The following is a 26735-nucleotide window of genomic DNA, read 5'->3' on the forward strand; positions in this document are numbered from 1 at the left end:
TTGTCAAACTTTTTTAAACATATCACCCATAAAAATTAAAACTATGGCAAGCGTAAGCACCTATCTCAATTTCCCTGGCAACACTGAAGTAGCGTTCAATTTTTACAAGTCGATATTTGGTACGGAGTTCAGTAGCGACGGCATCGTGCGTTTCAGCAGCGTCCCACCACAAGACGGTACACCTCCAATGGCGGAAGCAGACCTCAATCTGGTGATGCACGTTGCCCTGCCCATCATTGGCGGACACAGCATCATGGGCACCGATGCGACTGAATCGATGGGCTTCAATGTGCAATTTGGCAATAATTCCTACATCTGCCTAGCCCCTGATACCAAAGCAGAAACCAAACGCCTGTTTGAAGCGCTTTCCGTGGGTGGTAAAGTCGAGATGGAGTTGCAGGAGATGTTTTGGGGCAGCTTATTTGGTAGTTTTACCGATCAATTCGGTGTACAGTGGATGTTTGATTGTGTAGAAGCTGCTTAATTCACACCTAAAAAGAGAATCCTGATGCAAAATAAAATCTATCCCTGCCTTTGGTTTGATGGCCAGGCCAAAGCAGCAGCCGAGTTTTACTGCTCCGTTTTTGGAGAGGGTAAAATTACAACTGACACTGCCATGGTGGTCAACTTTGAACTAAGTGGCCAAAAATTCATGGGCCTCAACGGTGGGCCCCAGTTCAAAATCAATCCTTCCATTTCCTTTTATGTGGTTTGCCAAAGCGAAGCTGAAATTGATGCAGCCTGGGCCCAGCTCAGCTCTGGAGGCAGCGTGATGATGCCCCTGGGGAAATACGCCTGGAGTCAAAAATACGGTTGGTTGCAAGACCAATTTGGCGTGTCCTGGCAATTGGACTGGGGTAAAATGGAGGACGTGGGTCAAAAATTCTCCCCGCTGATCATGTTTGCCAATGAACAGAATGGCAACGCAGAAGCAGCGATTGATTTATATTCCAGTTTGTTTCCTGAATCTTCTCTTGTAGGAATCGCCCGTTTTGAAGAAGGAGAACCCACTCCCGGTTTAATCAAACACGCCCAGTTCAAGCTCCACAATCAGGTCTTCATGGTCATGGACGCTCCGGGCACCCACGCCTTCAATTTTAATGAAGGTTTGTCTTTAGTAGTGGATTGCCAGGGACAGGAAGAAGTTGACCATTATTGGAATGGCTTCACCGCAAAAGGTGAAGAAAGTATGTGCGCCTGGTTGAAGGATGAGTTTGGGGTATCCTGGCAAATTGTACCCCGCGAATTGATGCATGCATTGAGTGATCCCGATCCCGACGCTGCACAATTCTCCATGAACGCCCTGTTTCAAATGCGGAAAATCGAGATCGCCAAACTCAAACCACCCACTGTCATTACCGTAAAAAGCACAGTCAATGTGCCTGTTGAAAAAGCCTGGGAATACTGGACTACCCCGGAACACATCGTGCAATGGAACAATGCTTCCGACGATTGGCATACGCCCAAAGCGGAAAACGACCTGCGCCCAGGTGGCCGTTTTGTATACACCATGGCGGCCAGGGATGGCAGCATGAGTTTCGACTTTGGCGGTATTTTTGATGAAGTGGTTACCAATGAACGCCTGAATTATACCATTGATGATGGCCGTAAGGTGGAGGTTACTTTCAAGGGAAATGGTAAAAGTACTGAAGTCATTGAAGCTTTTGAAGCGGAAACGATCCATAGCCATGAAATGCAAGAAGCAGGGTGGCAGGCGATATTGGATAACTTCAAAAAGCACGCGGAGCAATAAACCACGATTGCTCGATTAATTTGAGTTCTGAGTAAATTTTTTTTTTACCGCAGAGTTTCACAGAGTACCCGCAGAGTTTCACAGAGCTTTTAGTTTTTAGGAGTTTTGCCACCTCCGGTGGCTAGAGGTCGGCTACTTTTAAAATTTGATTGTTTTGAATTAGTGTTCATTCAGGGCACCTCTGAGTAATCTTATGCCACCGAAGGTGGCCTAAACTCCGTGAAACTCCGCGGGTACTCTGTGAAACTCTGCGGTAAAAAATGTTGAGAGTGAATGGTTTATAGTGAAAACAAAGATGGAGAAACTTATGTCCTAACCGATACGATCCACCATCATTACCGGATCATGCGCGCAGGCTGGGATAATTTGAACCACTACTTTTTGAGGGTACGAATCCACCTACACATTAAACCTGATGGTAAAATCTGGATCATGGAAAATCGGACTGAGGACGAGATCGCAGAAATTTTGGTCGATTTGGGGGTCGATAAAAAGGATATTGTGTTGGCATTGTTGCCGGAGCACGTGAGGGGATTATCGGGATATGGGGTGTAGTCAACCTCAAAACAACACCTTCACATCCTTTTTCGTCACCTTCCCCATCGCATTGCGCGGCAGTTCAGGCACCAAAAGGTACTGCCGAGGCACCCGATAAGCAGGCATTCGTTCCCGCATCCAAAGGTTGAGTGCTTTCAGGTCAATCTCTGCTTTGGTCACCAACGCTGCCGCAACCGTCTCCCCCCATTCTTCACTCGGCAATCCCACTACGGCACAATCAACAATGGCCGGGTGGGTGCGCAGCACTTCTTCTATTTCCAGTGCTGACAGTTTATAGCCCCCCGATTTGATGATGTCCATCGAAGTGCGACCCAAGATGCGGTAATAGTCTTCCTCCACTACGGCAGTATCACCCGTCATGAACCAGCCATCGGCGGTAAAACTTTGCGCGGTAGCCTCGGGGCGTTGCCAGTATTCCAGAAAGACATTGTCGCCTTTGATTTGAATTTCGCCAACTTCGCCTGGGCCGATTTCTTGCTGCTGGTCATCTACCAATCGCACCTTCACCCCTGGCAAGGGCATTCCGATGTGTCCAGCCCTACGCTCCCCAACGTAAGGGTTGCTGATGGCCATACCAATTTCGGTCATACCGTAACGCTCCAGCAAACGATGGCCGCTGATGCCTTCCCATTTTTCCATCACGGAAACAGGCAGAGCCGCCGACCCCGAAATCATCAGTCGAAAAGTCTTCAGTCGATTCCTCAACTGCTCTTGTGCCTCGATTGACATTCCCTCCACTGCTTCGATTAACTTGAAATAAATAGTGGGCACGGCCATAAAGACGTTCAAATCACCCTGCAAAAAAATATCCAACACTTTTTGAGCGTCAAAATGGGGCAAAAACTGCACTTTTCCCCCAGCCCACAAGGTGCAGGATACCACGTTGATGATGCCATGCACGTGGTGAAGGGGCAAAATGCACAAGGTGTGATCGGTATCGGCATAAGACCAGGCTTCGATTAGGGATTCAATTTGCGCAGCGATATTGCGGTGGGTAGTCACTACTCCTTTGGGCAAATTGGTCGTGCCGCTGGTGTATAAAATCATGGCTCGGCGGCTTAATTCAATCTGGGGCAAAACTCCTTTTGCCTCTGGTTCTTCTTTGCCCAGCACCACCAAACGAAGGCCTTTTTCATGGCAATAATCGCCTAAAACAGCCTCAAATTCAGGAGAAACCACCACGATATCCGCTTGGGTATCCTCCAATACGTATTGCAAAGATGGCAAAGGGTAGGTGATACACAACGGCACGACTATGCCCCCAGCCAACCAGATTCCCCATTGAGTATGCACGTAGTCGAAGCCGGGTTTAACCATGAAGGCGACCCGACGTTCGGCGAGATCGGAATTGCCTTGTAGTAGAGTATGGGCAAAAATTTCGGCTGCGTTGAACAGATTGCCGTAGGTATACGATTGATCCTCCTCCTGAATGGCAATCTGATCTGGATGCGATTTGGCGTAGTTGAAAATGGGTAGTGACATGCTGCGTTGAAATAATCATAAATGAGCTGCCAAAATAAAAATCCTTGTCGAATCAGTGCTGATATCCACCCAAAATCGGCTAACTTTCCCTCAAACAATCACGGATTCCGTATGAAAACCAATAAAACCATTCAACTTCTACTCTTTTCCCTCCTGGTGTTTTTCCAGGTACAGGCGCAACCCTACGACACCAAGCTGTTCAATGCCATGCGTTGGCGCATGATTGGCCCACACCGGGGAGGTCGTACCGTGGGTGCAGTCGGTGTGCCCCAACAGCCCAATGTGTTTTACATCGGGGTCAACCACGGGGGCGTTTGGAAAACGACCGACTATGGCCGCACCTGGGTGCCCATTTTTGACGATCAGCCTACTGGGTCTATCGGCGATGTGGGCGTTGCACCTTCCAATCCAAACGTGCTCTATGTCGCCAGTGGCGAAGGCCTCCAACGGCCCGATTTATCCGTAGGTGATGGCATGTACAAATCGGTAGATGCGGGCAAAAGCTGGCAACACATCGGCTTGCGCGAAGGGCAACAAATCGGAGGCATTGACATTGATCCGCGGGATGAAAACCGGGTATTTGCAGCCGTCCTGGGCCATCCCTACGGCCCCAACACCGAACGCGGGGTCTACAGAACTACCAATGGGGGCAAAAACTGGGAACGGGTGTTGTACAAAGATGAAAACACTGGTGCGATTCAGGTCACGATCGATCCTACCAACTCCAATATCGTCTACGCTAGCTTGTGGGCAGCCCGCCAAGGGCCTTGGGAAAACGGGGCCTGGCAGGGGCCGGAAACGGGTTTTTACAAATCCACCGACGGCGGGACTACCTGGCAAAAAAAGGTCAGTGGTTTCCCCTCTTTTGCGGAGGGTTTGGGCCGCATTGGCTTTTGTATCGCTCCGAGTCAAACCAAGCGGCTCTACGCCACGGTCGACGCTCCAAGCAAAGGTGGCATCTACCGCAGCGACGATGGCGGGGAATCCTGGACCTTGATGAATCCCGATGCCCGGCTCTGGGGTCGCGGCAGCGATTTTGCGGAGGTAAAAGTGGATCCAAAAAACCCAGACATCGTTTATTCCGCCAATGTTGTAGCCTGGAAATCAAGTGACGGTGGCAAAAATTGGACTGCCTTCCGCGGCGCTCCAGGCGGCGACGATTACCACCGCATCTGGATCAATCCCAACAACCCGGATATCATCTTGCTGGCCAGCGATCAGGGGGCAATCATTACCGTCAATGGTGGAGAAACTTTTAGTTCCTGGTACAATCAACCCACCGCACAGTTTTACCACGTGAGTACGGATAATGCTTTCCCATACAACGTTTACGGTGGGCAGCAGGAAAGTGGCTCGGTGGGAATTACCTCGCGTGGCAATGATGGCCGCATCACGTTTCGGGAATGGCATCCCGTGGGTGTAGAAGAATATGGCTACGTAGCCCCCGACCCAATTGATCCTAACATCATTTACGGCGGCAAAGTCACCCGTTTTGACAAACGGACGGGCCAAAACCAAAACATCGCCCCGGAAGCAGTACGATCGGGCAAGTACCGTTTTATCCGTACTGCACCCATCCTGTTTTCACCCATCAACCCGAAGACTTTGTACTATGCAGGAAATGTGTTGTTTAAAACCCAAAATGGTGGCAACTCCTGGGAAATCATCAGTCCTGATCTAACCCGAGAGACTTATGATGTACCAGAGAGTGTGGGCGTTTACACCAGCGCAGACATGAAAACCATGCCCCGCCGAGGCGTCATTTACACCATTGCGCCATCCCCTCTTGATTCCAACCTCATTTGGGTAGGTACCGATGATGGCCTCATCCAGGTCACGCGGGATGGTGGCAAAAATTGGAGTAACGTCACCCCGCCTGCGGTTACTTCCTGGAGTAAGGTATCGATCATGGAGGCTAGCCATTTTGACAAAAACACCGCTTATGCTGCCGTCAATCGCATCCGTTGCGACGACTTACGCCCACATATCTATCGTACCCGCGACGGGGGCAAAACCTGGCAGGAAATTGTCACAGGTTTGCCGGATGACCCCATCAATGCAGTTAAAGAAGATCCGCTCAAAAAAGGGTTACTTTTTGCAGGTTCAGAACGAATGGTTTCGGTGTCTTTTGATGATGGCGAACACTGGCAATCCTTGCGGGTGAACATGCCCGCCACTTCGATCCGCGATTTGGTGATCAAGGATGACGACATCGTGGTGGGCACCCACGGGCGTTCATTCTGGATTCTTGACGACATCACTCCATTGCGGCAATTGACCCCAGCACTGGCCACTCAAAACTCGATTTTGTACAAACCTCAATTGACTTACCGGGTGCGCTGGAACATGAATACCGATACACCCATTCCGCAGGAAGAACCTTCGGGCGACAATCCACCGGATGGGGCGGTGATCAATTATTACCTAAAAGAAGCTGGAACAGTGAGTTTGGAAATTCTGGATGCGGCCGGGAATCTGGTGCGCAAATTCACACCCAATGACGCCCCAGACAACGTCCCAGCGAACAACGTCCCGCCCTACTGGATTCGTCCCCAGCAGATTTTGTCGGGAGCAGCCGGTTCACATCGCTTCGTGTGGGATTTGCACTACGCGCCGCTGCCCGGGCCAGTCAATTTCCCGATAGCAGCCACTTTTCGCAATACCGCCCCACGGCCTACGGGTACTTGGGTTATGCCAGGCAATTATACGGTGCGCCTGACGGTGAATGGTCAAAGTTTTACTCAGCCTTTGGTCATCAAGATGGATCCTCGGGTGCAAACTAGTACTGCTCAATTGCGGCAACAGTTTGACTTGTCGATGACTTGTTATGATGGGCAAAAGAAATTAGCCAATATGCTAAACCAGACTATTGGTTTGCGTGCGCAAATCAAAACAAATTTGGGCTTGCTTAAAAATGGGATATTGGCCCCAAAACTGCACGACTTGAACGAAGCATTGGTTGCTTTAGAAAAAGAATTTGGGCCAGCAAGTCGCACTTTTGCCGGGGTTTTCGGGGTATTGCAGGACGCGGACATGCCGCCAACTGTGCAGGCTATTGAAGCGGTTTCAGCGGCTCAATCCAGTTTGGAGGGGATCAATAAAAAAATGGAAGCGATTAAGGGTACGCTGCCAGATATCAATACTGCCTTGAAAAGAATGAATTTAAAAATCCTTGAATAAAATAAAAAATAGTCACTCATTTGGAAAACCTTCCTGAAAGGTCCACCCTTTCGGGAAGGTTTTTAGCTCAATCACCGCAAGCCCAGCAACACCACCACGCCCCACATCAACGCAAAACTGATCAACAAGGAAATATTCAGTAGCGTTCCCGCAATCCGAGAGTCAAAATTCATTTCATCTGAAAAAGGCAGAATAGTCATACCAATGGGCAGCAACACACAGACGATCAACACGCTGCGCATCTGCGAATCAGCAGGCAACAAAAAATACAAAGCTGTAACGGCTACAAAACCCACGCCATACCGAATGGCCAATACTTTGGAAATGGCTTTCAATTTGTTTTTATCCAGGGCAAAACTCAAATAAAGCCCCATTAGCAATAGCACCAGTGACTTGTTGGCAGTAGCCAGAATATCCAAGCCATCCATCGCCAATTTGGGTATTGGAATGTTCAAAAGGTTGATCGTCAGCCCTACAAACATGGCCAAAAAGGGTGGCAAACTAAACACCCGTTTGAGGATCATCCGCCAATCGACCGCCTTGGCTCCACTTGATGCGATGTAGCTCCCCAGTGGATAGACGATCCCAAAAGCAATGATGGTATTTCCAATGTCGTACATCACCGCGTAAACCAGGGCTTCCTTACCAAACAGCCCTTCGATGATTGGAAACCCAAACAAACCCACATTCGCCGTGCCAGCACCCATGGTGAGCACTCCACGCAGCTCGTTGGAATAAGTCCCAAACCAAAACCAGGCAACCGTAAGCATCAGTCCACAAAAACCAATACAAAATAGAGGCAATAAAAACAGAGAAGGAGTCAACTCCACCCGAATCATAGAGACCAGCATCAAGGCAGGAAAGGTGGTGTGCATCAAAAACTTGGAGATGGTTTTGCCCTCTTCTTCTTTGATGAAACCGTATTTTTTCAACAAAAAACCTAAAGCAATAATGCTGAGGGTGATGATGAAGACGTGGTTGGCTTGGGTCATTGAACAGTACAGTAATTAGCGAATGGATCGAATTCAGGAAGTACAAAAGTATTAAAAAAATCTTCTGGAAATTATTCGCTCCAATTGCGATTTTCAACAATTATTTGTGTTTTTTTGTAAAAAAATAATCAAAATGGACAAACTAAAGTCCCCTTCAGAAATTATTCTTTATACTACTCCGAACGGTGAGGTAAGATTGGAAGTGTATATTGGCCAAGAGACAGTTTGGTTGACACAAAAAGCCATTGCAGCTTTATTTGGTGTGCAGAGGCCAGCCATTACAAAACATCTAAAAAATATATTTGAAAGCAACGAATTGAATGAAGATTCAGTATGTTCCAAAATGGAACATACTGCAGAAGATGGTAAGGTATACGAAACACAATTTTATAATCTAGACGCTATCATCTCAGTTGGGTATCGAGTCAATTCTCTACAAGCGACGCAGTTTCGCATTTGGGCCACCCAAACCCTAAAAGAATTTATCATCAAAGGTTTTGTCATCGATGATGCTCGTTTAAAACAAGGAAAAACGCTATTCGGGAAGGATTACTTTGATGAGTTGCTCGAACGTATTCGCGAAATCCGAGCAAGTGAACGCAGATTTTATCAAAAAATCACCGACATCTATGCCCTTTCCGCCGACTATGATAAAGATGCCAACATCACGCACGAGTTCTTCACAACGGTTCAAAACAAGCTACACTGGGCTATAAGTGGTAAAACCGCAGCTGAAATCATTTATTCTGAGACTGATGCGACAAAGTTATACATGGGTTTAAAAACCTGGAAAAATGCACCAGCTGGCAAAATTTTAAAATCGGATGTAAGTATTGCCAAAAATTACTTGAATGAACAACACATCGCTGAGCTCAATCGGATTGTGTCTGCATACCTGGACTTGGCCGAAAACAACGCAAATCGGCAGCAACTTATGCGGATGGAAGATTGGATCAAATTTTTGGACGGTTTTCTGATGCTATCAAATTATCCGATTCTGACGCATAAAGGAAAAATATCACAACTTGAAGCAAAATTGAAAGCTGAATCCGAGTATGAGGTGTATCGGAAGATTCAAGATCAGCTATTTGAATCAGACTTTGATAAAGCAGTCAAAAAAACATTAAATAATCCACCTGAACAGGAGCCTAAACTGAATAAAGAATAGCGGTCAACACGATTTTAAACACAATGTTGACCGCTAATCGTCTTTTATTTAAACTCAAACTTCTCCACTCCACCCAGGAAATTCCCCTTCGCATCCGGATTTCGGAATACGATGAAAATATCCTGCTTTCCAGCGGGAGCAGTAGCAATCAATTTTAAGGGCACATCCTTTTTGTCTCCTTTGGGGAAACTGGTTTCAGCCAACAGTGCCCCTTCTGGCGAACCAGTGCGCAGTTCAATTTTCCCACCTACTCCATAACCTTTGGTGTACACCGTGATTTCGGAAACACCCGTCAGGTCAATGCCATTGTAACGCAGGTAAGCGTTGTCGTTGGCCACTTGCATGGGGTTGTTGCCCCGTGCGCGCATCATTTCCCGATTGGCATCCGCTTCGGTCGCATACAAAAAAGGCGAACGCAACGCGACTGTTTGGCTGGCGATCAAAGCGCCCACCATTGGAATCCCTTTGTCCGTATAGCTGGCACTCAGGATGTACATCCCCGGCTGCTTTTTCTCATGCTCCGTCAGGTTGACAGTGGCGGCGAGTGGACGGTTTTCAGGCTTTTTATCCTTTGCCAGGGACAAAATGTATTCAGCCATCGATTCGGCCTCCGACTTGGTCAATTGTGGGTGGGCATTCATGGCTTGTTCGCCCCACACCCCTTTGCCACCTTTGAGGATTTTGTTGGCCAAAATTCCGGCAACGGGCTCCCAACTGGTTTTGTATTTATTGGAAACATCCATCCAGCTTGGCCCCACCGATTTGTCATTCATTTGGTGGCAAGACTTACAATCGGAGAGTTCAATCAAGCGTTTGCCAGCCACAAAACCGGAGTTGGTTTGGTGCCCTTGAGCCACGCCCGTACGGTCGAAGCCTTCGATGTAGTTCAAACTCACCGCCACATCTTCGCTGCTGATGCCTTTGCCTACTTCGCCATCTTCCTTGTCACTCACCTTGATGGCATAATCCAGTGGTTTGCCGGGGAAGAAGAACGTTTGATTGCCTTTTACGGTCAAATCCAGTTTTGGCATTTCATTGCCTACCCGGATGCCCACTTTTGAACTGGACGTTTTGCCCTGGGCGTCGGTTACGGTCAATTCGGTTTCATAAAACCCAGGCTTTTTGTACTTGGCAACTGCATTGGGGCTCTTACTGCCTTTACCATTGCCAAAATCCCAGTCATAGGTCAAAGCCTGACCTTCGGGATCTTTGGAAGCTGCCGCGCTCAAATTTACACTAAGTGGTTTTTTACCCGCTGTAGTGCTGGCTTCCAATTTTGCCATCGGAGGCAAATTTCCCGGATTGTATTCAATTTTGAACAAGGTAGCGTCCTCGTTGGCTGAAAACCATTTTTTGCCATACTCCAACATGTACAAGGTTCCATCCGTGTGGAAAGCCATGTCCATTGGGTTGGACAAGGGAACATTGGGCGCAAAACGCTCCATGTCGGCGTATTTGCCATTTTCATCCAAAGTAAACACCATGATCCAATCGCGCATCCATTCGTAGGCGAAAAACTTGCCGTTGTAATAGTTGGGGAAACGGTTGGGAGCGTTTTTGAAATCGTCGGCGTAATACACGGGGCCAGCCATGGGGTTACGGCCTCCTTTGCCCATTTGTGGAAACTCTGGAGATACTGTATAGGGATACCATACCAGCGGCGGCTGTGCAGCGGGCAATTCAATCAAACCCGTATTGTGTGCACTTTCGTTGACTGGCGCTTTGGGGTCGTAGGCGGTACCCGCAGTTTTGGTGTCAAAATCCCAGCGGCGATAAGGTTTATTATTTGCTACAAAAAGTGGCCAGCCAAAGTAACCCGCTTTCTGCGCCTGATTGAATTCACAATGACCACGGGGGCCACGCTCGGCATTGTCTTCGCCTGCATCAGGGCCTACATCGCCCCAATACACAAAGCCAGTGTGTTTGTCTACCGAAATGCGATAAGGATTGCGGCAGCCCATCACAAAAATTTCCGGACGGGTTTTGGCAGTACTTGCCAGATACATATTGCCCTCAGGAATGGTATAAGTGCCGTCGGGTTGTACTTTGATCCGCAGAATTTTACCCCGCAAATCGTTGGTGTTGGAGGAAGTATATCGGGCGTCAAAACCGCTTCGGCCAGGACGACCATCCATCGGGCCGTAGCCGTCCGACTCAAAAGGATTGGTGTCGTCTCCTGTGCTCAAAAAGAGATTGCCTTTACCATCAAAATCGATGGAGCCGCCCGTGTGACAGCAGCCGTCTTTTTTAACTTGAACGCGCAAGACGACTTTTTCAGAAGCAAAAACCAGCGTGTCCTTGGCATCGTCATAAGTAAATTGCGAGAGGCGATTTTCCTTTGAGTTGTCGTTGGGCGTATAATACAAAAACAGGCGTTTGTTCTGGGCGTAGTTGGGGTCAGCACCCAAACCCATCAAGCCGTACTCATTAGTGGAAAAGACGGGCACATTGGCCACTACTTTTACATTGCCTGTAGCCGGGTTCCACATTTTCAGTTTGCCCTTGCGCTCGGTGAACAACACCTTGCCATTGGGCAAAACGGCCAACTCAGTTGGCTCGTCGAGGTTGTTGACCAACACCGTTTTGGTGAAACGGGCTGGATCGGGTACTTGTTCACTTTTGGCTTTGCTGTAGTCCAGTTTTTCGGACATTGCCCAGGTCAACCCACCGATAAAGTGTTTGGCAATTCTAGGGTCAGAAAAGCACTCCCAGGTATGGCCGTAGTTGGAATAAAAAGACTTGCCACCATCAAATTCATGGTACCAGGCCATGGGGTGGAAATCGCCCATTTTGCCATCCTTGTACGATTTTTCATCCACTTTAATCAGCGGTTTGATCAAATCAGTACGCAGGGATTTGAAGTCGTAAAACTCGTCCGTGTGGTCAAACGTGGCCTCGAGGTGCTGGGTGGAAGGGTGGTTCCGATCCATTACGGTCATCGTCCCCTTTTGTACGTTGGGATTGCCAGGGTGACTGGCAAAATACCCGCCCATCAGTTTGTTGTACCAAGGCCAGCCGTATTCCGTGTCGGACGCAGCGTGGATGCCCACATAAGAGCCTCCGGCCTGAATGTAGCGCTCAAAGTTGACTTGTTGCGCCGGGCTCAGTACATCGCCTGTGGTATTTAGCCATACCACAGCGTTGTAACGCTTGAGGTTTTCTTCGGTAAATTTGTTGCTGTCTTCGGTGGTGTCCACCGCCACTCCAGCAGTTTTGCCCCACTCCTGAAAGAATTGGATGCCGCGCTGAATGGAGTTATGACGCCAACCCATGGTTTTGGAAAAAACCAAAACCCGCTTTTGGGAAAAAGCGCTCAAAGAAATAAGACAGAGAAACAGTAGGATGATGTGATCTTTGCGCATTTTATACATTATTTAACAATCATTTTTAACAACAAATCAGCCACCAATTGATTGCCTGCATCGTTGAGATGCACCCGGTCGGTGGTCAAAATACCCGATTCCTGGTTTTTTGGATTGCTCTTCAGGTTGTAAGCCAGGAACTCTTTGCGTAGGTCGGCCAGTGGGCAATCAAACTTGGCAGCAATGTTCCGAATCATGTTGGAGTAATGGTTGAGATCGCCGTCCTGTTGGTTGCTGTGATCAGTGCGTTCACCAATGACAGCAGGAGTACAACAAATTACCTTCATGCCGCTGGACTGAAATTTTTTGATCAAAGCGACATAGAATTTTTCGAACTTGTCTGGATCGGTGCCAGTCTGATGGCTGGTTTTGTGCCACACGTCGTTGACCCCAACGTAAATCACTACGATATTGGGTTTTTGGGCCAATACATCCTCTTCCAGGCGGAGGTACAAGTCGTAAACTTTATTGCCGCCGATACCTGCTCCAATGAGTTGGTACTTGTCCTTGATGCCCTGTTTGATCAGTGCATCTTTCATTTTGGTAATGTACCCTCCGGGTTGCACGCCCGCCTGGGTGATCGAATCGCCAAAAAATACGACTTTCACTACTTCGTCTTTGGTCACGGCCAAGGAGAGCAAACTCAAGGCCAGGGTAAACAATAAGGTACTAGATTTGAACATCATTACTATTTTGAGTTGAGGGAGGTTGAGTAGGTTGAGGGAGGTTGAGGCTGCCGCGAGCTGCTTAAGCGCATCCTTGTCTAAGTCGCTAGCGGCAGCCTAAACCTTCTCAACTTCCTCAACCTTCTCAACCATTTTTAAAAATTATCACTTTCTTCATACGCCTTAATAAGCGCCAGTTCACCGTCTTTACCGGGCTTGGCGTTGCCGTGCTCCATCCCCATTACACCTTTAAAACCTTTGTCGTTGATGTATTTAAAGACGTTTTTGTAGTTGATTTCTCCGGTAGTAGGCTCTTTACGGCCGGGGTTGTCACCAATTTGAAAATAGGCGATTTCATCCCAGGCGCGTTCGATGTTCGGGATGAGGTTGCCTTCGGTGATTTGTTGGTGGTAGATGTCGAAGAGGACTTTGCAAGAAGGACTATCTACCGCTTTACAAACCTCGTACCCTTGGGCCGCTTTGGTGAGGAACAAACCGGGGTGATCCCGGAAATTGAGTGGCTCCAGTACCATGATGATGCCATGCGGCTCAAGAATGTCACATGCCTGTTTGAGGGATTCCACCACATTAGCGGTTTGGTAGCCCATCTCCTGGCGTAAATCCACAAAACCAGGCACAACCGTCATCCACTTGGCGTTCACCCGTTTGGCGACTTCGACCGATTCTTTGATGTGTTTGAGGAATTCATCCCGTTTGTCTTGTTTGCCGCTAGTCAGGCTAGGCTCTGTCCAATAAATTTTGTGTGCCACAAAAACCCCCATTTCCATGCCCAATTTGCCCATGGTATCGGCAATTTTGCTTTGCAATTCTACGGTGCGGTCTTTCATGCCATTGTCTTCCAACGCCATAAAACCCTGGTCTACCATAAATTTCAACTGGTCAATGTGGTCCTCTCCTGCGCTGTTTTTGAACATCCCAAAATGTGGCGCATATTTCATCTTGAATTGACGCTTCGACGAAACTGGACTATTTGGAGTGGCGGCATTTAAAGTGGCACCGGAGGCGATGGCTGCGGAGGCAGCAAAAGCAGATTGAACGAATTTCCTTCTAAGCATTTGTACTTTTGTTTGTTCGGTACAAAATAAGGAAAAGACTTTGAGGGATAAAATGTTATTTGCAGATTTTCGGAATCTAAATACTTAATCTTTTGATTCATATACTTCTAGCGTATAGCGAGAAAATTTTTTCATCAAGATTTTTCTGTCTTCAGCGTTCAAGATGTTTATGGCGGTGGCCAGTGCATCGGTCAAGGTTGACTTTTGTCCAGCCAATCGACTGAACTGCCGATGCTGAATCCCAATGCCTGTACGAGGATCGATGATGTGCGAATACCGCTGGCCTTCCCAATCCAAAAAGCGATAAGTATCCCCCGAGGTAGACACCGCTTCGCGCTCCAATGACAGTTCCACATCTATCGTTTCTCCCTTCTCATTCAGCCCTTTGCTGGCAATGATCCAGGCTGCTTTATCGGGCGGTGCAGCCCCTACCCTGATGTCGCCTCCCGCAGCCACTAAGGCGGTATTTATTCCAGCTTTGCGCAGGATTTTGAAACATTCATCTACCGCAAAACCTTTGGCTATACCACCCGCATCCAGGCGCATTCCGGGTTCAGTCAGGCGAATTTTTTTAGTCAAAGGATAGCGTTGGATGAAGCGGTAGTTGACTTTTTCCTTGGCTGATCCTATTTCTGCCAAAGCCGGAAATTGAGTTTGTCGAAAAGCCCGGCGCCACAACTTGCTCAAGGGGCCAATGCTGAGGTCAAAGGCTCCATCACTTTGCCGAGCAATTTTTTGGGAAACTGCAATCAAGCGCCACATTTCAGGGCTGACATTTATTTTTTGCCCAGTTCCCGCCGAGGCCGAAAGTCGGTTGATTTCACTGGTTTCCAGGTAGTCGCTAAAAATGGCATTGAGGGTATCGATGCGATCGAATAGCTGTTGCGCTATCTGCTTACCCTGCACAGTATCTTTGGCATACAAAATGACCTGGAACAAAGTCCCCATTTGGGGATGAAAAAATTCCTGCCTTTGCCCATAGGCCAAGACAGGAATCAATGATAAAAACCAACAAAAAAATCGCATTCGAATAATTTTATATCTTGACCATCCTCAGTGTCTGCACCTCACGGCCGACCTGGATGCGGCAAAAGTAAATACCTGCGGGCCATTGTTCACCAAGAAATTCTACTTGATGATCACCCGCTCCCAATTGTTGACTCATCAACACCTTCAACTCGCTGCCGATGTTGTCGAACACGCTGATGCGCGTCCAGGCTGAGGCGTTGAGTCGGAAGCTGATGCGGGAAATGTCCCGGAATGGGTTTGGATAAGCCTTCACCGAAGTCGCTTCGAAGCTCAGGTCTTCCGTATCCGTAGCCACTGCGCAATTTTTGACAATGGGCAAACGGGTATAATTCGCAAACAAGTAGTCTTTGATCTCTGCCTCGCTAACGCCAAACCAATCTTGCAAAATTGAGCCATAGATGTCGCGGAAGTCGATTTGCATGGGTACACCCGTCTGGTCGGGCACAGTAGCTGGAATTTCCGGGTTTTTGCCCACAATTTGTTTGCCTACACAGGAACCAAATACGAAGAGCGGAGCAGCAGTTCCGTGGTCAGTGCCCATACTGAAGTTGGACTTGATCTGGCGGCCAAACTCGGAAAAAGTCAAACCCAGCACCCTTTCTTCTAACTGCATCAAGCGCAGATCTTCCTGGAAGGCCTTGATCGCTTCAGACAAAATCAGGAGCAATTCGCGTTGGGTTCCCCGGGTGGTATCGCTGGCGTCTACTTGGTTGGCGTGGGTGTCAAATCCGCCCAGATTGGCTACAAATACCCTGGTTTTGATCCCACCTGAAAGCAACAATGCTACGTTTTTCAGTTGGGTAGCCAAGTTGGAAGTTGGGTAGGTAGCTTGATTTTTACCTTTTTTTGAGGCAACGCCGATTACATCCGCATACTGGTTGGTCTGCGAAATTGAGGTGCGCAAAAAGGACAGCTCCTGACCATAGGGCGTACCTGGAAACAGGGTTTCTTTTCCTTCGGTCAATTTACCAAAGTTGAAAGGATCGGTCAGGGTCAAACTAAAGTTGCCCACTGTGCCCTGGCATGTTTCGGATACGGTACTGCCCAGGGTAATGGCAAAAGGATCCGGGTACTCACCATTGGGGTAGCCCTCGGGATACGTGGCATGATCATCCTGAAAATAACGCCCTACCCAACCAGTATTCACGTATTCATTGGCACTTGAAGCCGATTGCCAGATGTCGGTAGAGCGAAAATGCGAGCGGTTTTGATTGGGATAACCTACACTGTGCACCACGCTCAATTTTCCGTCCTGAAACAATTGCTGAAACCCCGTCATGGACGGATGTAAGCCGGTTTCAGTCGAGATTTTTAGTGCTTTGGCTTCAGGAATCAGGATGTTCGCCCGCAGTTTGGACAAATTGCTGTATTGATCCACTGGCAGCACCACGTTTAGTCCATCATAGCCACCACTCAATCGAATAATGACCAACACTTTATCAGAATAGGGATCAACGCTACTAAAAAGCGGGCTCATGGGTGAAGCGGAAATTTTCATCCCGTTCAATACCATTGGAACCGTTGCAGCTACCCCCGCCGTTTTGATGAAATTTCTTCTTTTCATGGTTTTGAAGGTTTGTTCTAGCTTAGGAAAAATTCAGGCAAACTCAAGATGGCTTTCACCAAATTCCGCAACTTCGTTTCCGCACTCGAACGTGCGGTGTTGTTGCCAGGATTTTTGGTGTAGTTCGTCCAAATGGTATTCCATTCGTAGTCCGGTGTTCCCGCCAGAAAAGCATTCATCAAATCGGTCATCTGTGGCTCGGTCAAAGATTGTGGCAGCAGTACACTAACCATGTCTTCGACCAATAAATATGGATCATTGGGGTTAGGCATTGTGTTGGCAAAATTCAATACATTCAGGCCAGTCCGTACCCCTGCTGTATAATTATTGGTAGCCATGCGGTCGGTCAGTCGCATCCGGGCCTGTAGCGTGGTCGCATTGACCCAAATGCGGTAAAAGGCTGGCTCCTGGTAATAAGGTTTCCAACCCGCCACATCGGGTGGGTCAAAGTAGACCATTTGCTGGTTGTTCACCTCTCTGATTAAAGTAGACAAAGCCCTGTGTCGGGTAGCCAAATCCGCAGCTTCCATCGCGCTCCAGCCGATTTGTTTGAGCAAATTCAGGCTAAAAACGAGGGGATTTTTGATCATCGGCCCCATGTTGAGTACGTCAAAAAAGTGTTCACTTTTGAGCAGAGCCGTCAAAGCAGGCTTGATTTCGTAGTTGTTTTGCACCAAAATATCTGCCATAGGCGCAATAACATTTTGCTCTACGTCTGTACTGATCTCGTAATACACAAACCAGCGGTACAACTTGCGGCATATGAATCGCGCTACTTCTTTTTTGGTAAAAATGATGTCTACCACGGTTTCATGCTCCTTGTCAAAACCATTGTTGATCACGGTTTCGTCAAAGCGATGCGACAGCTTTTTGGACTTGGCATCGTGGGAAGAAATGCGGAAAAAAGAGCCTACTTTGGTGGTGGCATCTGTCACGTTGTAGCCTTGGTCGCGCCAGCCCGTGAGCGCACGGGCAATCTCCCGAATGTCTTGCTCAGTGTAATTGGTATAATCGCCAGGACCGACCAAAGGCCCTTTGCCAATGGTAAACAATTCCAGCACTTCCCGGGCGTAGTTTTCATTGGGCGCGTTGACCGTATTTTGGTTGCTGTTCAAAAAGCGCAACATCAGGGGATCAACGTTGATTTTTTTGATCAAATCTTTAAAATTCCCCCAGGCATAGGTGCGAAGGAGGCTGATGTGGCGGTACCAAAATTTAGGGTCCTGATTGTCGCCAACCCCGAAATGGTTGTGCCAAAATAAGGTCAACTGCTCGCGGATCGAGGTGGCCTCGTTGAGGATGGTCTCGTAAGTCCAGGTGCGCAGCGATGTGTTGCGATAACCTTGGTGCAGAAGACCGCCGTTTGAGGTGTCGCGCACATAAGGTGCATCGATCCAGCTAGAGCCTACTGGTACGTTGGGATCCGTGGTATAATCGTAGTTGAGCGGGGGATTCGGCAGTGGATTGTCCTTGAACAATTCAATCAGGGTGGCATTCAAACCCTTGCTTGCAGCATCTTTAATTTGGGCGTATTTGGGTCCAAATGTAGTGCGGCGCAAAAGGTGAGCGGCTTGTTCAAACCCAAAAGTACCAGCATAAGGAGCGAGCCCTAATACGGGTGGCTTGGGGGTTTCGAGGGGGGAAATTGCTTTCGCAGCATGGGATCGTCCCAATAGAGTAGAAAGCGTAGCTCTTCTATCCATAGGTTAAGCGTTTGGTTGTGAGGTGGAAAATGACCGTGCTAGATTTGACGACACAAGTTAATAAAAGTTTAATGGGCTTGAAAAAAGATTACAACTGAACTAATGATGATAGATTTATGACTTACTTTTGCAGCATCACCAAAGCACCAGATGTTTTATGATCAAAGCCTGTATTTTTAACCTGGAAGGGGTCATCGTAGATACGCAGCGTATCTTTTATGAAGCTTTGGACGATTTGGCGCTGCGATGGGGCTTAGATTCAGTGGCTCACCCTGCTGAAAACGAGGTCACCTACGGCGAAGCTCGGAAAATAGCTCTGGAGGAGTTAATCCAGCGGAGCGGCAAAATAATTGATGCCGAGCAACGTTCCGACATTATGGAAGCCATCGATGCGGAAATTGCTGCGCATATTGCTGGCATTACGCCCGATGACATTGAAGACGACGTTTTTGTTTTTATCAAAGAACTCAAAAACAAGGGCCTCAGTTTAGGCATCGTTTCTACCTATCCCAATACAACCAAAGTCCTCAATCGATTAAAGATTACCCACCTTTTTTATTCCATCGTTGAAATTGAAGGTACTGGGTTTTCTTCGATTTCGTCTGAGGTGTACCTTAAAGTAGCCAAAGAATTGGGCATGGCTCCCGATGAAATCATCGTGTTTGAACACACCAAAGATGGTGCCGCTGCAGCCGGAGATGCCGATTTTTTTGTAGTGGGGGTAGGTAAAGCCGATGATTTACAAGACGAATCTGATTTGGTGATTCCAGATTTTGACAGCGTGCGGTTTCGCAAAATCATTACTGCATTGGGCACTGATTAGTTTTTTTCTATTAAATAGCTTTTTCTACGACAAAAAATAATCCTTCATGATCAAAAGTGTACTGCTGATTGGATTTACCGCACTGATGGCGGTATCCGCCTGCAAACCAGAAAAGAACAATTCCAGCGGCTCCGAGGACTTGAGCCCAATAACTGGTTTGGCAAAAAAAGGTAGCGCGGCTGCACCTGTAGCTCCACCCAATCATCCGGTCATTCAAAGACTACAAATGAATTATTGGGTTTTTGAACACTACCTGGTGCCCACCGGCCAGGAGAGTTACGTCCGGCAACGGACCAACAAAGGGGTTTGGTTTCAGTTCCTTTCGGATGGTACTTACATCTCCGGACAATGGGGCAAAACGCTGGACGAAGGCACTTACTTTGTACACGAAGAAAAAAACCCCTACATGGGCCGCATCATGCAAAACGTTTACCTGGACTCGGCTATCGACGACAATCGGGACGTAGAATGGCAAATTCAGGGGATGTCGGAAGATGGGGGCTACATGTCCTGGGTGAAAATGACTGCCAACTCCGCGAATGCTGAACCAGGAATGGCCAAAGCTATTTCGATGATGACTTTGCCGACGCCAGCGTCGCTGAGGGTGGATTCGTTGGGGAATCCCGTGGAGTGAGGTAGTCGTTTTACCACAAGGTTTTGCCAAAGCGACATTTTTGTTACCACAAAGAAAAAAAGAGAGGACACAAAGTGCACAAAGTTAGGCGTTGACGACGCTTCGCTTTGTGCACTTTGTGTCCTCTTTTTTTTTCTTTGTGCTACAATAATGTCGCTTTGGTATTTCTTTTTTAAAACTCAGAGAATTGTTCCTTTCTACGTTATTTCAAAAAATCCCCATCGACAATCAACAATTTCACCCCCTTCTCCGTGACAGAGCGATGGGAACTCAACTCATCGGATACAATATAACTCATCCCCTTATTCAGCACAAATTGCTCCCCATCCTCCATTTCGCTGACAAATTCACCTTCGAGGCAATGCACCAAATGTCCTTTTTGGCACCAGTGATCCGCGATATAGCCCGCTGAATATTCCACGATGCGAATGCGCAAGCCGGGCAGTTGGAGGGTTTGCCAGTAGGCGGTGCCGGATTCGCCAGGGTGCTCGGTTTTGGGGATGAGGGACCAGTCGATGGATTGGAAAGGGATGGGTGGCATGGGTACTTTTTTTTCTAAATTAACGTGAGTTTTGAATTTATTAATTTTTTTACCGCAGAGTTTCGCAGAGTAAACACAGAGTTTCTCAGAGTTTTATTTGTTTTTAGGAGTTTTGCCACCTCTGGTGGCTGGAGGTCGAGTACGATTAAAATCTGATTGTTAGCCATTTAGTGTTCATTCAATGTGCCTCTGAGTACGCTTAGCCACCGAAGGTGGCCTAAACTCTGAGAAACTCTGTGTTTACTCTGCGAAACTCTGCGGTAAAAAATGTGGTGGATGATTAGCTTTTTTGTCAAAAAATACGATAATTTATTGATATTCAACACGAATAAATCAAAACTCACGTTAAATTAAGATTCATTTTTGGTACTCGGCAACTGCTATATTCACCCTACCAACTCCTCCACCCGATCCACAAAAAAACAATACTCATGCCGAGTCATCCCAATCTTCGGGTAATACCCAATCGCCTTGGGCGCTGACAAAAGGATCAATTTCGCTTGCGGGCTCGCCAATTTGGTTTGTCGAATCAATTCCGTACCAATGCCCTGGTGCTGGTACGCCACATCCACCGCCAAATCAGACAAATAGGTGCAAAAAGCAAAATCACTCAAGGAGCGGGAAACCGCAATCAATTTGCCCTCATCCCGGGCCGTTACAATCAGGTTGGCGTTTTCCAGCATTTTTTGCAGGCGTTCGGGTTCATCTATTGGTCGGCGTTCGCCGAGGGTGGAAGCGATTAGGACAGCGCGAAATTCAGTGACAGAGAGGTCATTTTCGATTTGATAGCTGAGCATATTGATCTGGATTGGGTTAGCGTGTTATTTGGCCCAGCCGAGGCCATAGCAAGAAAAACATGAGTCTGGGTAGGACGATTGGGATTCGACCCAACCCTTACCTGCACAGCTTGTACATACATGTGCGCCATCCGGAATGAGCGGAAGCAATTCAGCAAGTGCCGGATAGGTTTTGGCTCCTTGAAACAATACGGCGTAACGGGTTAGCTGGTCTTGTTCCAGCTCCAGCGGATGGCCAAATGCCTCATGGTCCATACAATAAACCTGGCCATCTAATTTTAAAGTCCACAGGTAAATGGTTGTGGCGTGTAAGGGTAACATTTGATGTTCCTTGCACACTTTATTAAGCCAATTGGAAAGTTCTGAACTTGGCAATTCCTCTATCCACCCCAGGATGAGTTCGGCCAATTTTGTTGAAGGTTGTTGCATAACGAGTGTAAATAATTCCGCCATTATTCTTTTAATTTCCCAAGCCAGATTTCAATTGCCATTTTTTCTGCGGATCGCATCGGCAAAAGATAAGTGCCCCCTACCAACGCGTCGGTGAGGAGTTCAACGATCATGCCGGAGCCTTTCAGTCTTGAATCCTCATGGATCGTTTTATTGACCACTCCCGCCTTTAGCAAGGCCTCAATTTCAGTGAATTGTGCCGCTGTGATATTTTTTTCAAAAGGCTCACCTCCGCTATAAATACCTGATGAACTCATGGCAGGAGTGACGGGTTGGTATACAATTTTTTGATTGCCAATACTCCATACATTGTTGCTGCCATCGTGATAGCGGTAAACCAAATTATGAGGGAGATTGGCAAATTTAGCGCTGGCCAATAGGTCACAGAATAACTGGTGATACTTTGTCAAATCACTAGTTTTGTCCAATGGCAGCAGTTCTTGTGTATTCACAGCAAAAGCTTCCACGTTCTTTTTGTAAAAGACAATGCTTTTTTCTCCGTTGCCTTCTTCCTGAACCGTGTATTCAAAACCCTTTCCAAACAATAACCGCTGGTTCTTGCTCAGTCTTTTGGCGGTTTTTAACTTCCATTGGGCATAACGTAACGTAAGTGTGTAGTTTTCGGCGGAAAGGCATTGCTGCATAGGTGTCTGGTTAAGGGCGAAAATGGAGGGAACAGGTTTCTCCTGATTGCCCTCCGCATCAAGCAATGGGCAACACAAAAACAAAGTGGCAAAAAAAAACAATAGTTTATATTTCATTAGTGGATAAATGATAGGCTAAAAATAAGGGCATTTTTGATCTATTTTTCCTTATTTTTGGCAGCTTAAGCACTTACACCTATGCCAAAAAAGTCATTCTACCTTACCCTATTTACTTTGTTGTTGCTGCTGTTGACCTGGACCAGTTCCTGGGCAGCAGACGAAAAACCCAAAAAGGAACCGCAAAAGGTCTACACGGGCATTTACCTAATGAATGTGTACGACCTCGACATCAATGGGTATTCCTACTACGCCGATTTTTACCTGTGGTTTCGCTGGAAAGGAAAACTGGATCCTACCAAAATTGAATTTGTCAATTCGATTGAAAAATGGGGCTCTACTCAGGTCGTTTTTCACGACTCCACCAAAGTCCTTCCCGATGGTTCTTTTTACAATGGCATGCGTTTTGAAGGCAGGTTTTACCATTCCTTTGAGTTGAAAGATTTCCCGATGGATCGCCACCCACTGGACATTCGCATCGAGAGTGTTGAATACCCCAAGGATTCGCTGGTTTATGTACGTGATACCAGCAAAGTGCTTTTGCGGGAAGGCTTCAACATTCCCGGCTGGAAAATCAAAAGTGCAGAAATTGATACCCACGACAATAGTTACAAAACCAATTTTGGAGAGCCCACTGGCCCACCCACCTTTTCCAATTTCACCTTTAAATTGACCATTGGTCGGCCTTTGAGTTATTTTTTACTCAAGTTGTTGTTGCCGCTTTTGGTCATGCTGATGGCGAGTTTGTTGGGCTTGTTCATCCACCCGGATTACATCGACGCGCGCATTTCACTGCCGATTGGCGGCTTGTTGAGCTGTGTATTTTTGCAACAATCGTACAGCAGTGCGCTGCCAGATGTGGGGTACATGGTGTTGATGGACCGGATATATTTGGTGGCTTATGTACTGATCGCCATCATCATGATGCGGATCATTCGCGGTTCAAATCTCTTGACCGACGCAAACCAGCGCGAAAACATCCAAAAAATCTGGGCTTCGGATCGCCGTAGAGGTTATCAGCTTATGTTTTTTATTGCTTTGGCGATTTTAATCCTGGTATTGGTCAGGTAAGCATAGGTACTTGTTCATTAATGTGGCCATTTTAACACGGACATAAATCCGATAAGTCGCCAATTGGTCATTGTGGAAATATTTGTTTTTTCCCCTTGCATCATTCCTTCCACATACTTACATTTGTGGCATCCACACAGGTGGCGAATATTCTATTTTGACTCTAACAATTGAACTAAATTAGGGGGAGATTCAGTGTAACTAGGGCGGGCCTCAACTGTTTGACTTGTCGCAGTTCTTTTCGGGGACAAGAGGATTACCGAACCACGCTGACTACCTTATTCGTGTGCTATCGAGGGTCTCAAAATATCCCTTCAGTTGCTTGTGTGGTGTTTTTTTTATAAAGAAAAAGGGTGAATCTCGCTGGAGGTTCACCCTTTTTCTTTTGATTTCATTCAAATTAGGCTCGCCCGTTCCGGTGCAATAAATCATACATCATGCCATTGAACGCATCCTGACCCAGCAAGTTTTCGAGCGTCAAATGCATGCGGTAGCGCCAATAATAAGGCATAATTGCCGGAACGTTAATTCGCTCTTCCATGGGGTTTTCACGGCGCAACTCCAGATCCATGGCCAATAAATCTTGCAAGGGGAATACCGTCCACATGCTCGGCCAGCGGAGGTGTTTTTCCACTACGGCCTTGGCAATGAATGGCTCACAAGTGTAAGGCTCCTGCCCCATGAATTGCAATTCGTTGTGGAAAAAGCGGTTGATCAGCGCGGGGTCTTCTTCTTCCCACCAGGCCCGGATCGGGGCCATGTCGTGGGTGGAAGGGCTCGCTACGGAGAGATAAGGAATGTCCGCTTCCTGCAAAAATTCAGTCGCCGGATTTTTGGACATGCGCTGGATTTCGAGGGTCAAAATCCCCAGTTCGCGCATCACACCAGGCACACAGGCGGGTACCATGCCCAGGTCTTCGCCACAAATCAACATATCGGTAGCCGCCTTGAGCGCAGGCAGTTTTTGCATGGCCTGGGCCCGCCAGAATTCTTCCTGACGGCGGTAGAAGTAATCGAGGTACAAGTCTTGCAACTTGTTTTGCTGACCATAATCCAGTTGCTGGAACGAGTAGGTTTTGTTCAGGTCAATGCGCGGGTGGAAGGCCCGGCCATTGCTGCCCGGAATTTCCAGCAACAAGACATTGCTGATCAGTTTGAACAGACCCGTTTGCAGTTGGATTTTATCCTGATTTTCCGGTGCTTTAAAAAAGGCTTCAATTTTACGCTGGGTATCAAATTCGGGTTTGAATGCAAAATAATTGAAGCGGATTTCGTCCAGGAATTGGGTGTGTACGTACGCTACTTCATCTCCAAAACGCTCGTCTAGCAATTGTTTGGTGATGAAAGGTTTGCAATACCGCTCTTGGTCAAAATAAATGCCCCGGGCATCCAGTTCCTCCCGCACGATGGGCAAGGCTGGGTTAAAAAAGCCCAGGGTGCCTTCTACCTGATCCAGGGGAATTTGCCAGATGCGGAAAAAGCCCAGGATATGGTCGATGCGGTAAGCGTCGAAATAACGGGACAGTTGCGACATGCGTTGCCGCCACCAGAGGTAGCCATCTTTGGCCATTTCGGCCCAATTGTAAGTCGGGAAACCCCAGTTTTGGCCATTGTCGGAAAAAGGATCGGGGGGCGCGCCAGCCTGGCCGTCCATGTTGTACAACTCTGGCGCAACCCAGGCATCTACACTGTTGCGGTAAATGCCGATGGGCAAATCACCTTTGAGGATCAAACCTTTGGAACGGGCGTAATCGGAGGCTTCGCGCAATTGTTTGTCCAAATGGAATTGCAAATAATAATGGAAAGCGACATCGGCATAATCAGCTGCCTCTGGCGAAGCCAATTCGGCCAAAACTGCGGGAGAATATTGGGCATAGGGTCCCCAATTTTCCGCAAATTCTACCGATTTGAATTTATCGCGCAGGTAGCAAAACACTGCGTAAGGTTCCAACCAATGTTTACTTTCTGCAAAAAAGGCCTGAAATTCGGCGTTTGCCAAAAAGGCCTTTTGGGTTTTGTTGAAAGCTTCGCGAGCCAGGCTCAATTTGGACTTGTTGACGGCCTCGTAATCCACCGCTGAGTGGACATTCAGCTTTTTGCGTTCAGTCGCTACTTTTTTGGCATTGATGCCTTCCAAACCGTCCAGATGCAAAAACTGTGGATGCAAACCAAACACGGTGATGGCCGCATATGGGTAAGAATCTGTCCAGGTATGCGTAGCCGAAGTATCGTTGACGGGCAGGATTTGCACCATGCGCAAACCCGCTTTTTGCGCCCAGTCAATCATTTTTTTCAAGTCATTGAACTCCCCTACCCCGAGGCTATCTTCGGTACGCAGTGAAAAAACCGGAACTGCCACTCCGGCACCTTTCCAATTGCCTCCTGACTGGGTGTAGTACTCGTCACAAACGATGCATGAATTCACCAGTGCATCCAAGGGAGCGCCATCCAGTTTGCGATTGGGGCCAGCTTCCAGTTCTACGATCCGTTTGAGTTTGGGATCGTACAGGCCGTATTTGTATTCAAATCCCTGACGGTAGCTGATGCTGATTTCACCCGTCCAGTTGGGAAAATCGGCATTGCCCAGTAGCACCGGATGGCCATAATCCCAGGCACCCAGCTCAGGCAAACTACCCAACACAGCCAGTTGCAGCCCCGCCTGAACCTGCACCGCCCGCAATTGGAAACGAATGCCCAAACGCAGTTCATCCGACGCAACGGTAGTGCCTTTATAAGTGGCTTGTGGTTTAAAAATTACTTTTTCAAACGCAGCGGTGTAAAAGGCATTTTCGGGATGGTCGATTGCCCGCCAACTGTCTTTGAGGAACAGGTGCTCGCCCGCAGCACGGGAAATGCGCAATTTGCGGCGATTGCCCCATTCCGCACTGAAAGCAGAAAGGGTACTGTCATCCTTGATCAGGTATTTGTACTCCAGGTTGCTGGGGGCTTTTTTGAAGGGGATTGAAATCCGCCAATAGCCGCCACCGATGTATTGCATCACCTGCGCTTGTTGTTCGTTGCCGCTGCCCAGTTCGGGTACATTGCCCACAATGGCAATTTGTTGTCCCCAATTGGTCAGGTAGTGGATTTGAAAAGTAATCGTCATGTTTCATACATTGTAGTGGG

Annotated in this window: 21 protein-coding genes; 8 read left to right on the forward strand and 13 right to left on the reverse strand. The window is 47.7% G+C overall.

The features are described 5' to 3' along the window. Positions 1-43: 43 nt before the first annotated feature. The 3 genes from ACEW9O_RS04055 (at position 44) to ACEW9O_RS04065 (ending at position 2308) form a co-directional block, all read left to right on the forward strand. Complete coding sequence (locus ACEW9O_RS04055; RefSeq protein ID WP_373548848.1) at positions 44-484, forward strand: VOC family protein; 441 nt, start codon at positions 44-46, stop codon at positions 482-484. Positions 485-508: 24 nt separating this feature from the next. Continuing rightward, positions 509-1753, forward strand: a complete 1245-nt coding sequence (locus tag ACEW9O_RS04060) for a VOC family protein (protein ID WP_373548849.1) — start codon at positions 509-511, stop codon at positions 1751-1753. 273 nt (positions 1754-2026) lie between these two features. Further along, positions 2027-2308, forward strand: a complete 282-nt coding sequence (locus ACEW9O_RS04065) for an element excision factor XisI family protein (RefSeq protein WP_373548850.1) — start codon at positions 2027-2029, stop codon at positions 2306-2308. A gap of 6 nt (positions 2309-2314) precedes the next feature. Here ACEW9O_RS04065 and ACEW9O_RS04070 read toward each other — a convergent pair whose 3' ends face one another. Beyond that, positions 2315-3793: an acyl-CoA synthetase gene (locus ACEW9O_RS04070; RefSeq protein ID WP_373548851.1), complete on the reverse strand. Its 1479-nt coding sequence runs from the start codon at positions 3791-3793 to the stop codon at positions 2315-2317. A gap of 111 nt (positions 3794-3904) precedes the next feature. Between ACEW9O_RS04070 and ACEW9O_RS04075 the strand changes: the two genes are divergently transcribed. Continuing rightward, positions 3905-6973, forward strand: coding sequence for a glycoside hydrolase (locus ACEW9O_RS04075; protein ID WP_373548852.1), 3069 nt, complete (start codon positions 3905-3907; stop codon positions 6971-6973). A 71-nt stretch (positions 6974-7044) separates the two neighbouring features. Here the strand turns inward: ACEW9O_RS04075 and ACEW9O_RS04080 are convergent, their stop codons facing one another. Then, positions 7045-7965, reverse strand: coding sequence for an AEC family transporter (locus ACEW9O_RS04080; RefSeq protein ID WP_373548853.1), 921 nt, complete (start codon positions 7963-7965; stop codon positions 7045-7047). Positions 7966-8098: 133 nt separating this feature from the next. On the opposite strand from ACEW9O_RS04080, the gene ACEW9O_RS04085 reads away from it, so the two are divergent. Beyond that, positions 8099-9133: a virulence RhuM family protein gene (locus ACEW9O_RS04085; RefSeq protein WP_373548854.1), complete on the forward strand. Its 1035-nt coding sequence runs from the start codon at positions 8099-8101 to the stop codon at positions 9131-9133. 44 nt (positions 9134-9177) lie between these two features. Here the strand turns inward: ACEW9O_RS04085 and ACEW9O_RS04090 are convergent, their stop codons facing one another. The 6 genes from ACEW9O_RS04090 to ACEW9O_RS04115 all read right to left on the reverse strand — a co-directional run bounded on the left by ACEW9O_RS04090 (position 9178) and on the right by ACEW9O_RS04115 (position 18532). Next, positions 9178-12504, reverse strand: a complete 3327-nt coding sequence (locus ACEW9O_RS04090) for a ThuA domain-containing protein (RefSeq protein WP_373548855.1) — start codon at positions 12502-12504, stop codon at positions 9178-9180. Further along, entirely contained in the window at positions 12504-13178 is a 675-nt protein-coding gene (locus tag ACEW9O_RS04095) for an SGNH/GDSL hydrolase family protein (protein WP_373548904.1), read from the reverse strand. Before ACEW9O_RS04095 ends, ACEW9O_RS04090 begins: the two co-directional genes overlap by 1 nt. 137 nt (positions 13179-13315) lie before the next feature. After that, positions 13316-14236, reverse strand: a complete 921-nt coding sequence (locus ACEW9O_RS04100; RefSeq protein WP_373548856.1) for a hydroxypyruvate isomerase family protein — start codon at positions 14234-14236, stop codon at positions 13316-13318. Positions 14237-14320: 84 nt separating this feature from the next. Continuing rightward, entirely contained in the window at positions 14321-15262 is a 942-nt protein-coding gene (locus ACEW9O_RS04105) for an FAD:protein FMN transferase (protein ID WP_373548857.1), read from the reverse strand. A 10-nt stretch (positions 15263-15272) separates the two neighbouring features. Beyond that, positions 15273-16829: a DUF1501 domain-containing protein gene (locus ACEW9O_RS04110; RefSeq protein WP_373548858.1), complete on the reverse strand. Its 1557-nt coding sequence runs from the start codon at positions 16827-16829 to the stop codon at positions 15273-15275. 17 nt (positions 16830-16846) lie between these two features. Continuing rightward, positions 16847-18532, reverse strand: a complete 1686-nt coding sequence (locus tag ACEW9O_RS04115; RefSeq protein ID WP_373548859.1) for a DUF1800 family protein — start codon at positions 18530-18532, stop codon at positions 16847-16849. A gap of 157 nt (positions 18533-18689) precedes the next feature. On the opposite strand from ACEW9O_RS04115, the gene ACEW9O_RS04120 reads away from it, so the two are divergent. Further along, positions 18690-19355: an HAD hydrolase-like protein gene (locus ACEW9O_RS04120; RefSeq protein WP_373548860.1), complete on the forward strand. Its 666-nt coding sequence runs from the start codon at positions 18690-18692 to the stop codon at positions 19353-19355. Between the two features lie 46 nt (positions 19356-19401). Next, complete coding sequence (locus ACEW9O_RS04125) at positions 19402-19989, forward strand: hypothetical protein (protein ID WP_373548861.1); 588 nt, start codon at positions 19402-19404, stop codon at positions 19987-19989. 202 nt (positions 19990-20191) lie between these two features. On the opposite strand, the gene ACEW9O_RS04130 is transcribed toward ACEW9O_RS04125, so the two are convergent. The 4 genes from ACEW9O_RS04130 to ACEW9O_RS04145 all read right to left on the reverse strand — a co-directional run bounded on the left by ACEW9O_RS04130 (position 20192) and on the right by ACEW9O_RS04145 (position 22538). Continuing rightward, positions 20192-20530, reverse strand: a complete 339-nt coding sequence (locus tag ACEW9O_RS04130) for a DHCW motif cupin fold protein (RefSeq protein WP_373548862.1) — start codon at positions 20528-20530, stop codon at positions 20192-20194. A 386-nt stretch (positions 20531-20916) separates the two neighbouring features. Beyond that, positions 20917-21327 (reverse strand): GNAT family N-acetyltransferase, encoded by a 411-nt coding sequence (locus ACEW9O_RS04135; RefSeq protein WP_373548863.1) that lies wholly within the window; start codon positions 21325-21327, stop codon positions 20917-20919. Positions 21328-21351: 24 nt separating this feature from the next. Continuing rightward, the gene (locus ACEW9O_RS04140) at positions 21352-21780 is read right to left on the reverse strand and encodes a hypothetical protein (RefSeq protein ID WP_373548864.1); all 429 of its coding nucleotides are present in this window, start codon (positions 21778-21780) and stop codon (positions 21352-21354) included. After that, entirely contained in the window at positions 21780-22538 is a 759-nt protein-coding gene (locus tag ACEW9O_RS04145) for a hypothetical protein (protein ID WP_373548865.1), read from the reverse strand. The genes ACEW9O_RS04140 and ACEW9O_RS04145 overlap by 1 nt, the downstream gene beginning before the upstream one ends. A gap of 81 nt (positions 22539-22619) precedes the next feature. On the opposite strand from ACEW9O_RS04145, the gene ACEW9O_RS04150 reads away from it, so the two are divergent. After that, a complete protein-coding gene (locus ACEW9O_RS04150) occupies positions 22620-23609 on the forward strand; it encodes a hypothetical protein (RefSeq protein ID WP_373548866.1) in 990 nt (329 codons plus the stop codon). A 400-nt stretch (positions 23610-24009) separates the two neighbouring features. On the opposite strand, the gene ACEW9O_RS04155 is transcribed toward ACEW9O_RS04150, so the two are convergent. Beyond that, positions 24010-26715, reverse strand: coding sequence for a 4-alpha-glucanotransferase (locus tag ACEW9O_RS04155; protein WP_373548867.1), 2706 nt, complete (start codon positions 26713-26715; stop codon positions 24010-24012). Positions 26716-26735: the final 20 nt, after the last annotated feature.

The sequence above is a fragment of the Haliscomenobacter sp. genome, assembly GCF_041740695.1.
In the GTDB taxonomy this organism is placed as follows: domain Bacteria; phylum Bacteroidota; class Bacteroidia; order Chitinophagales; family Saprospiraceae; genus Haliscomenobacter.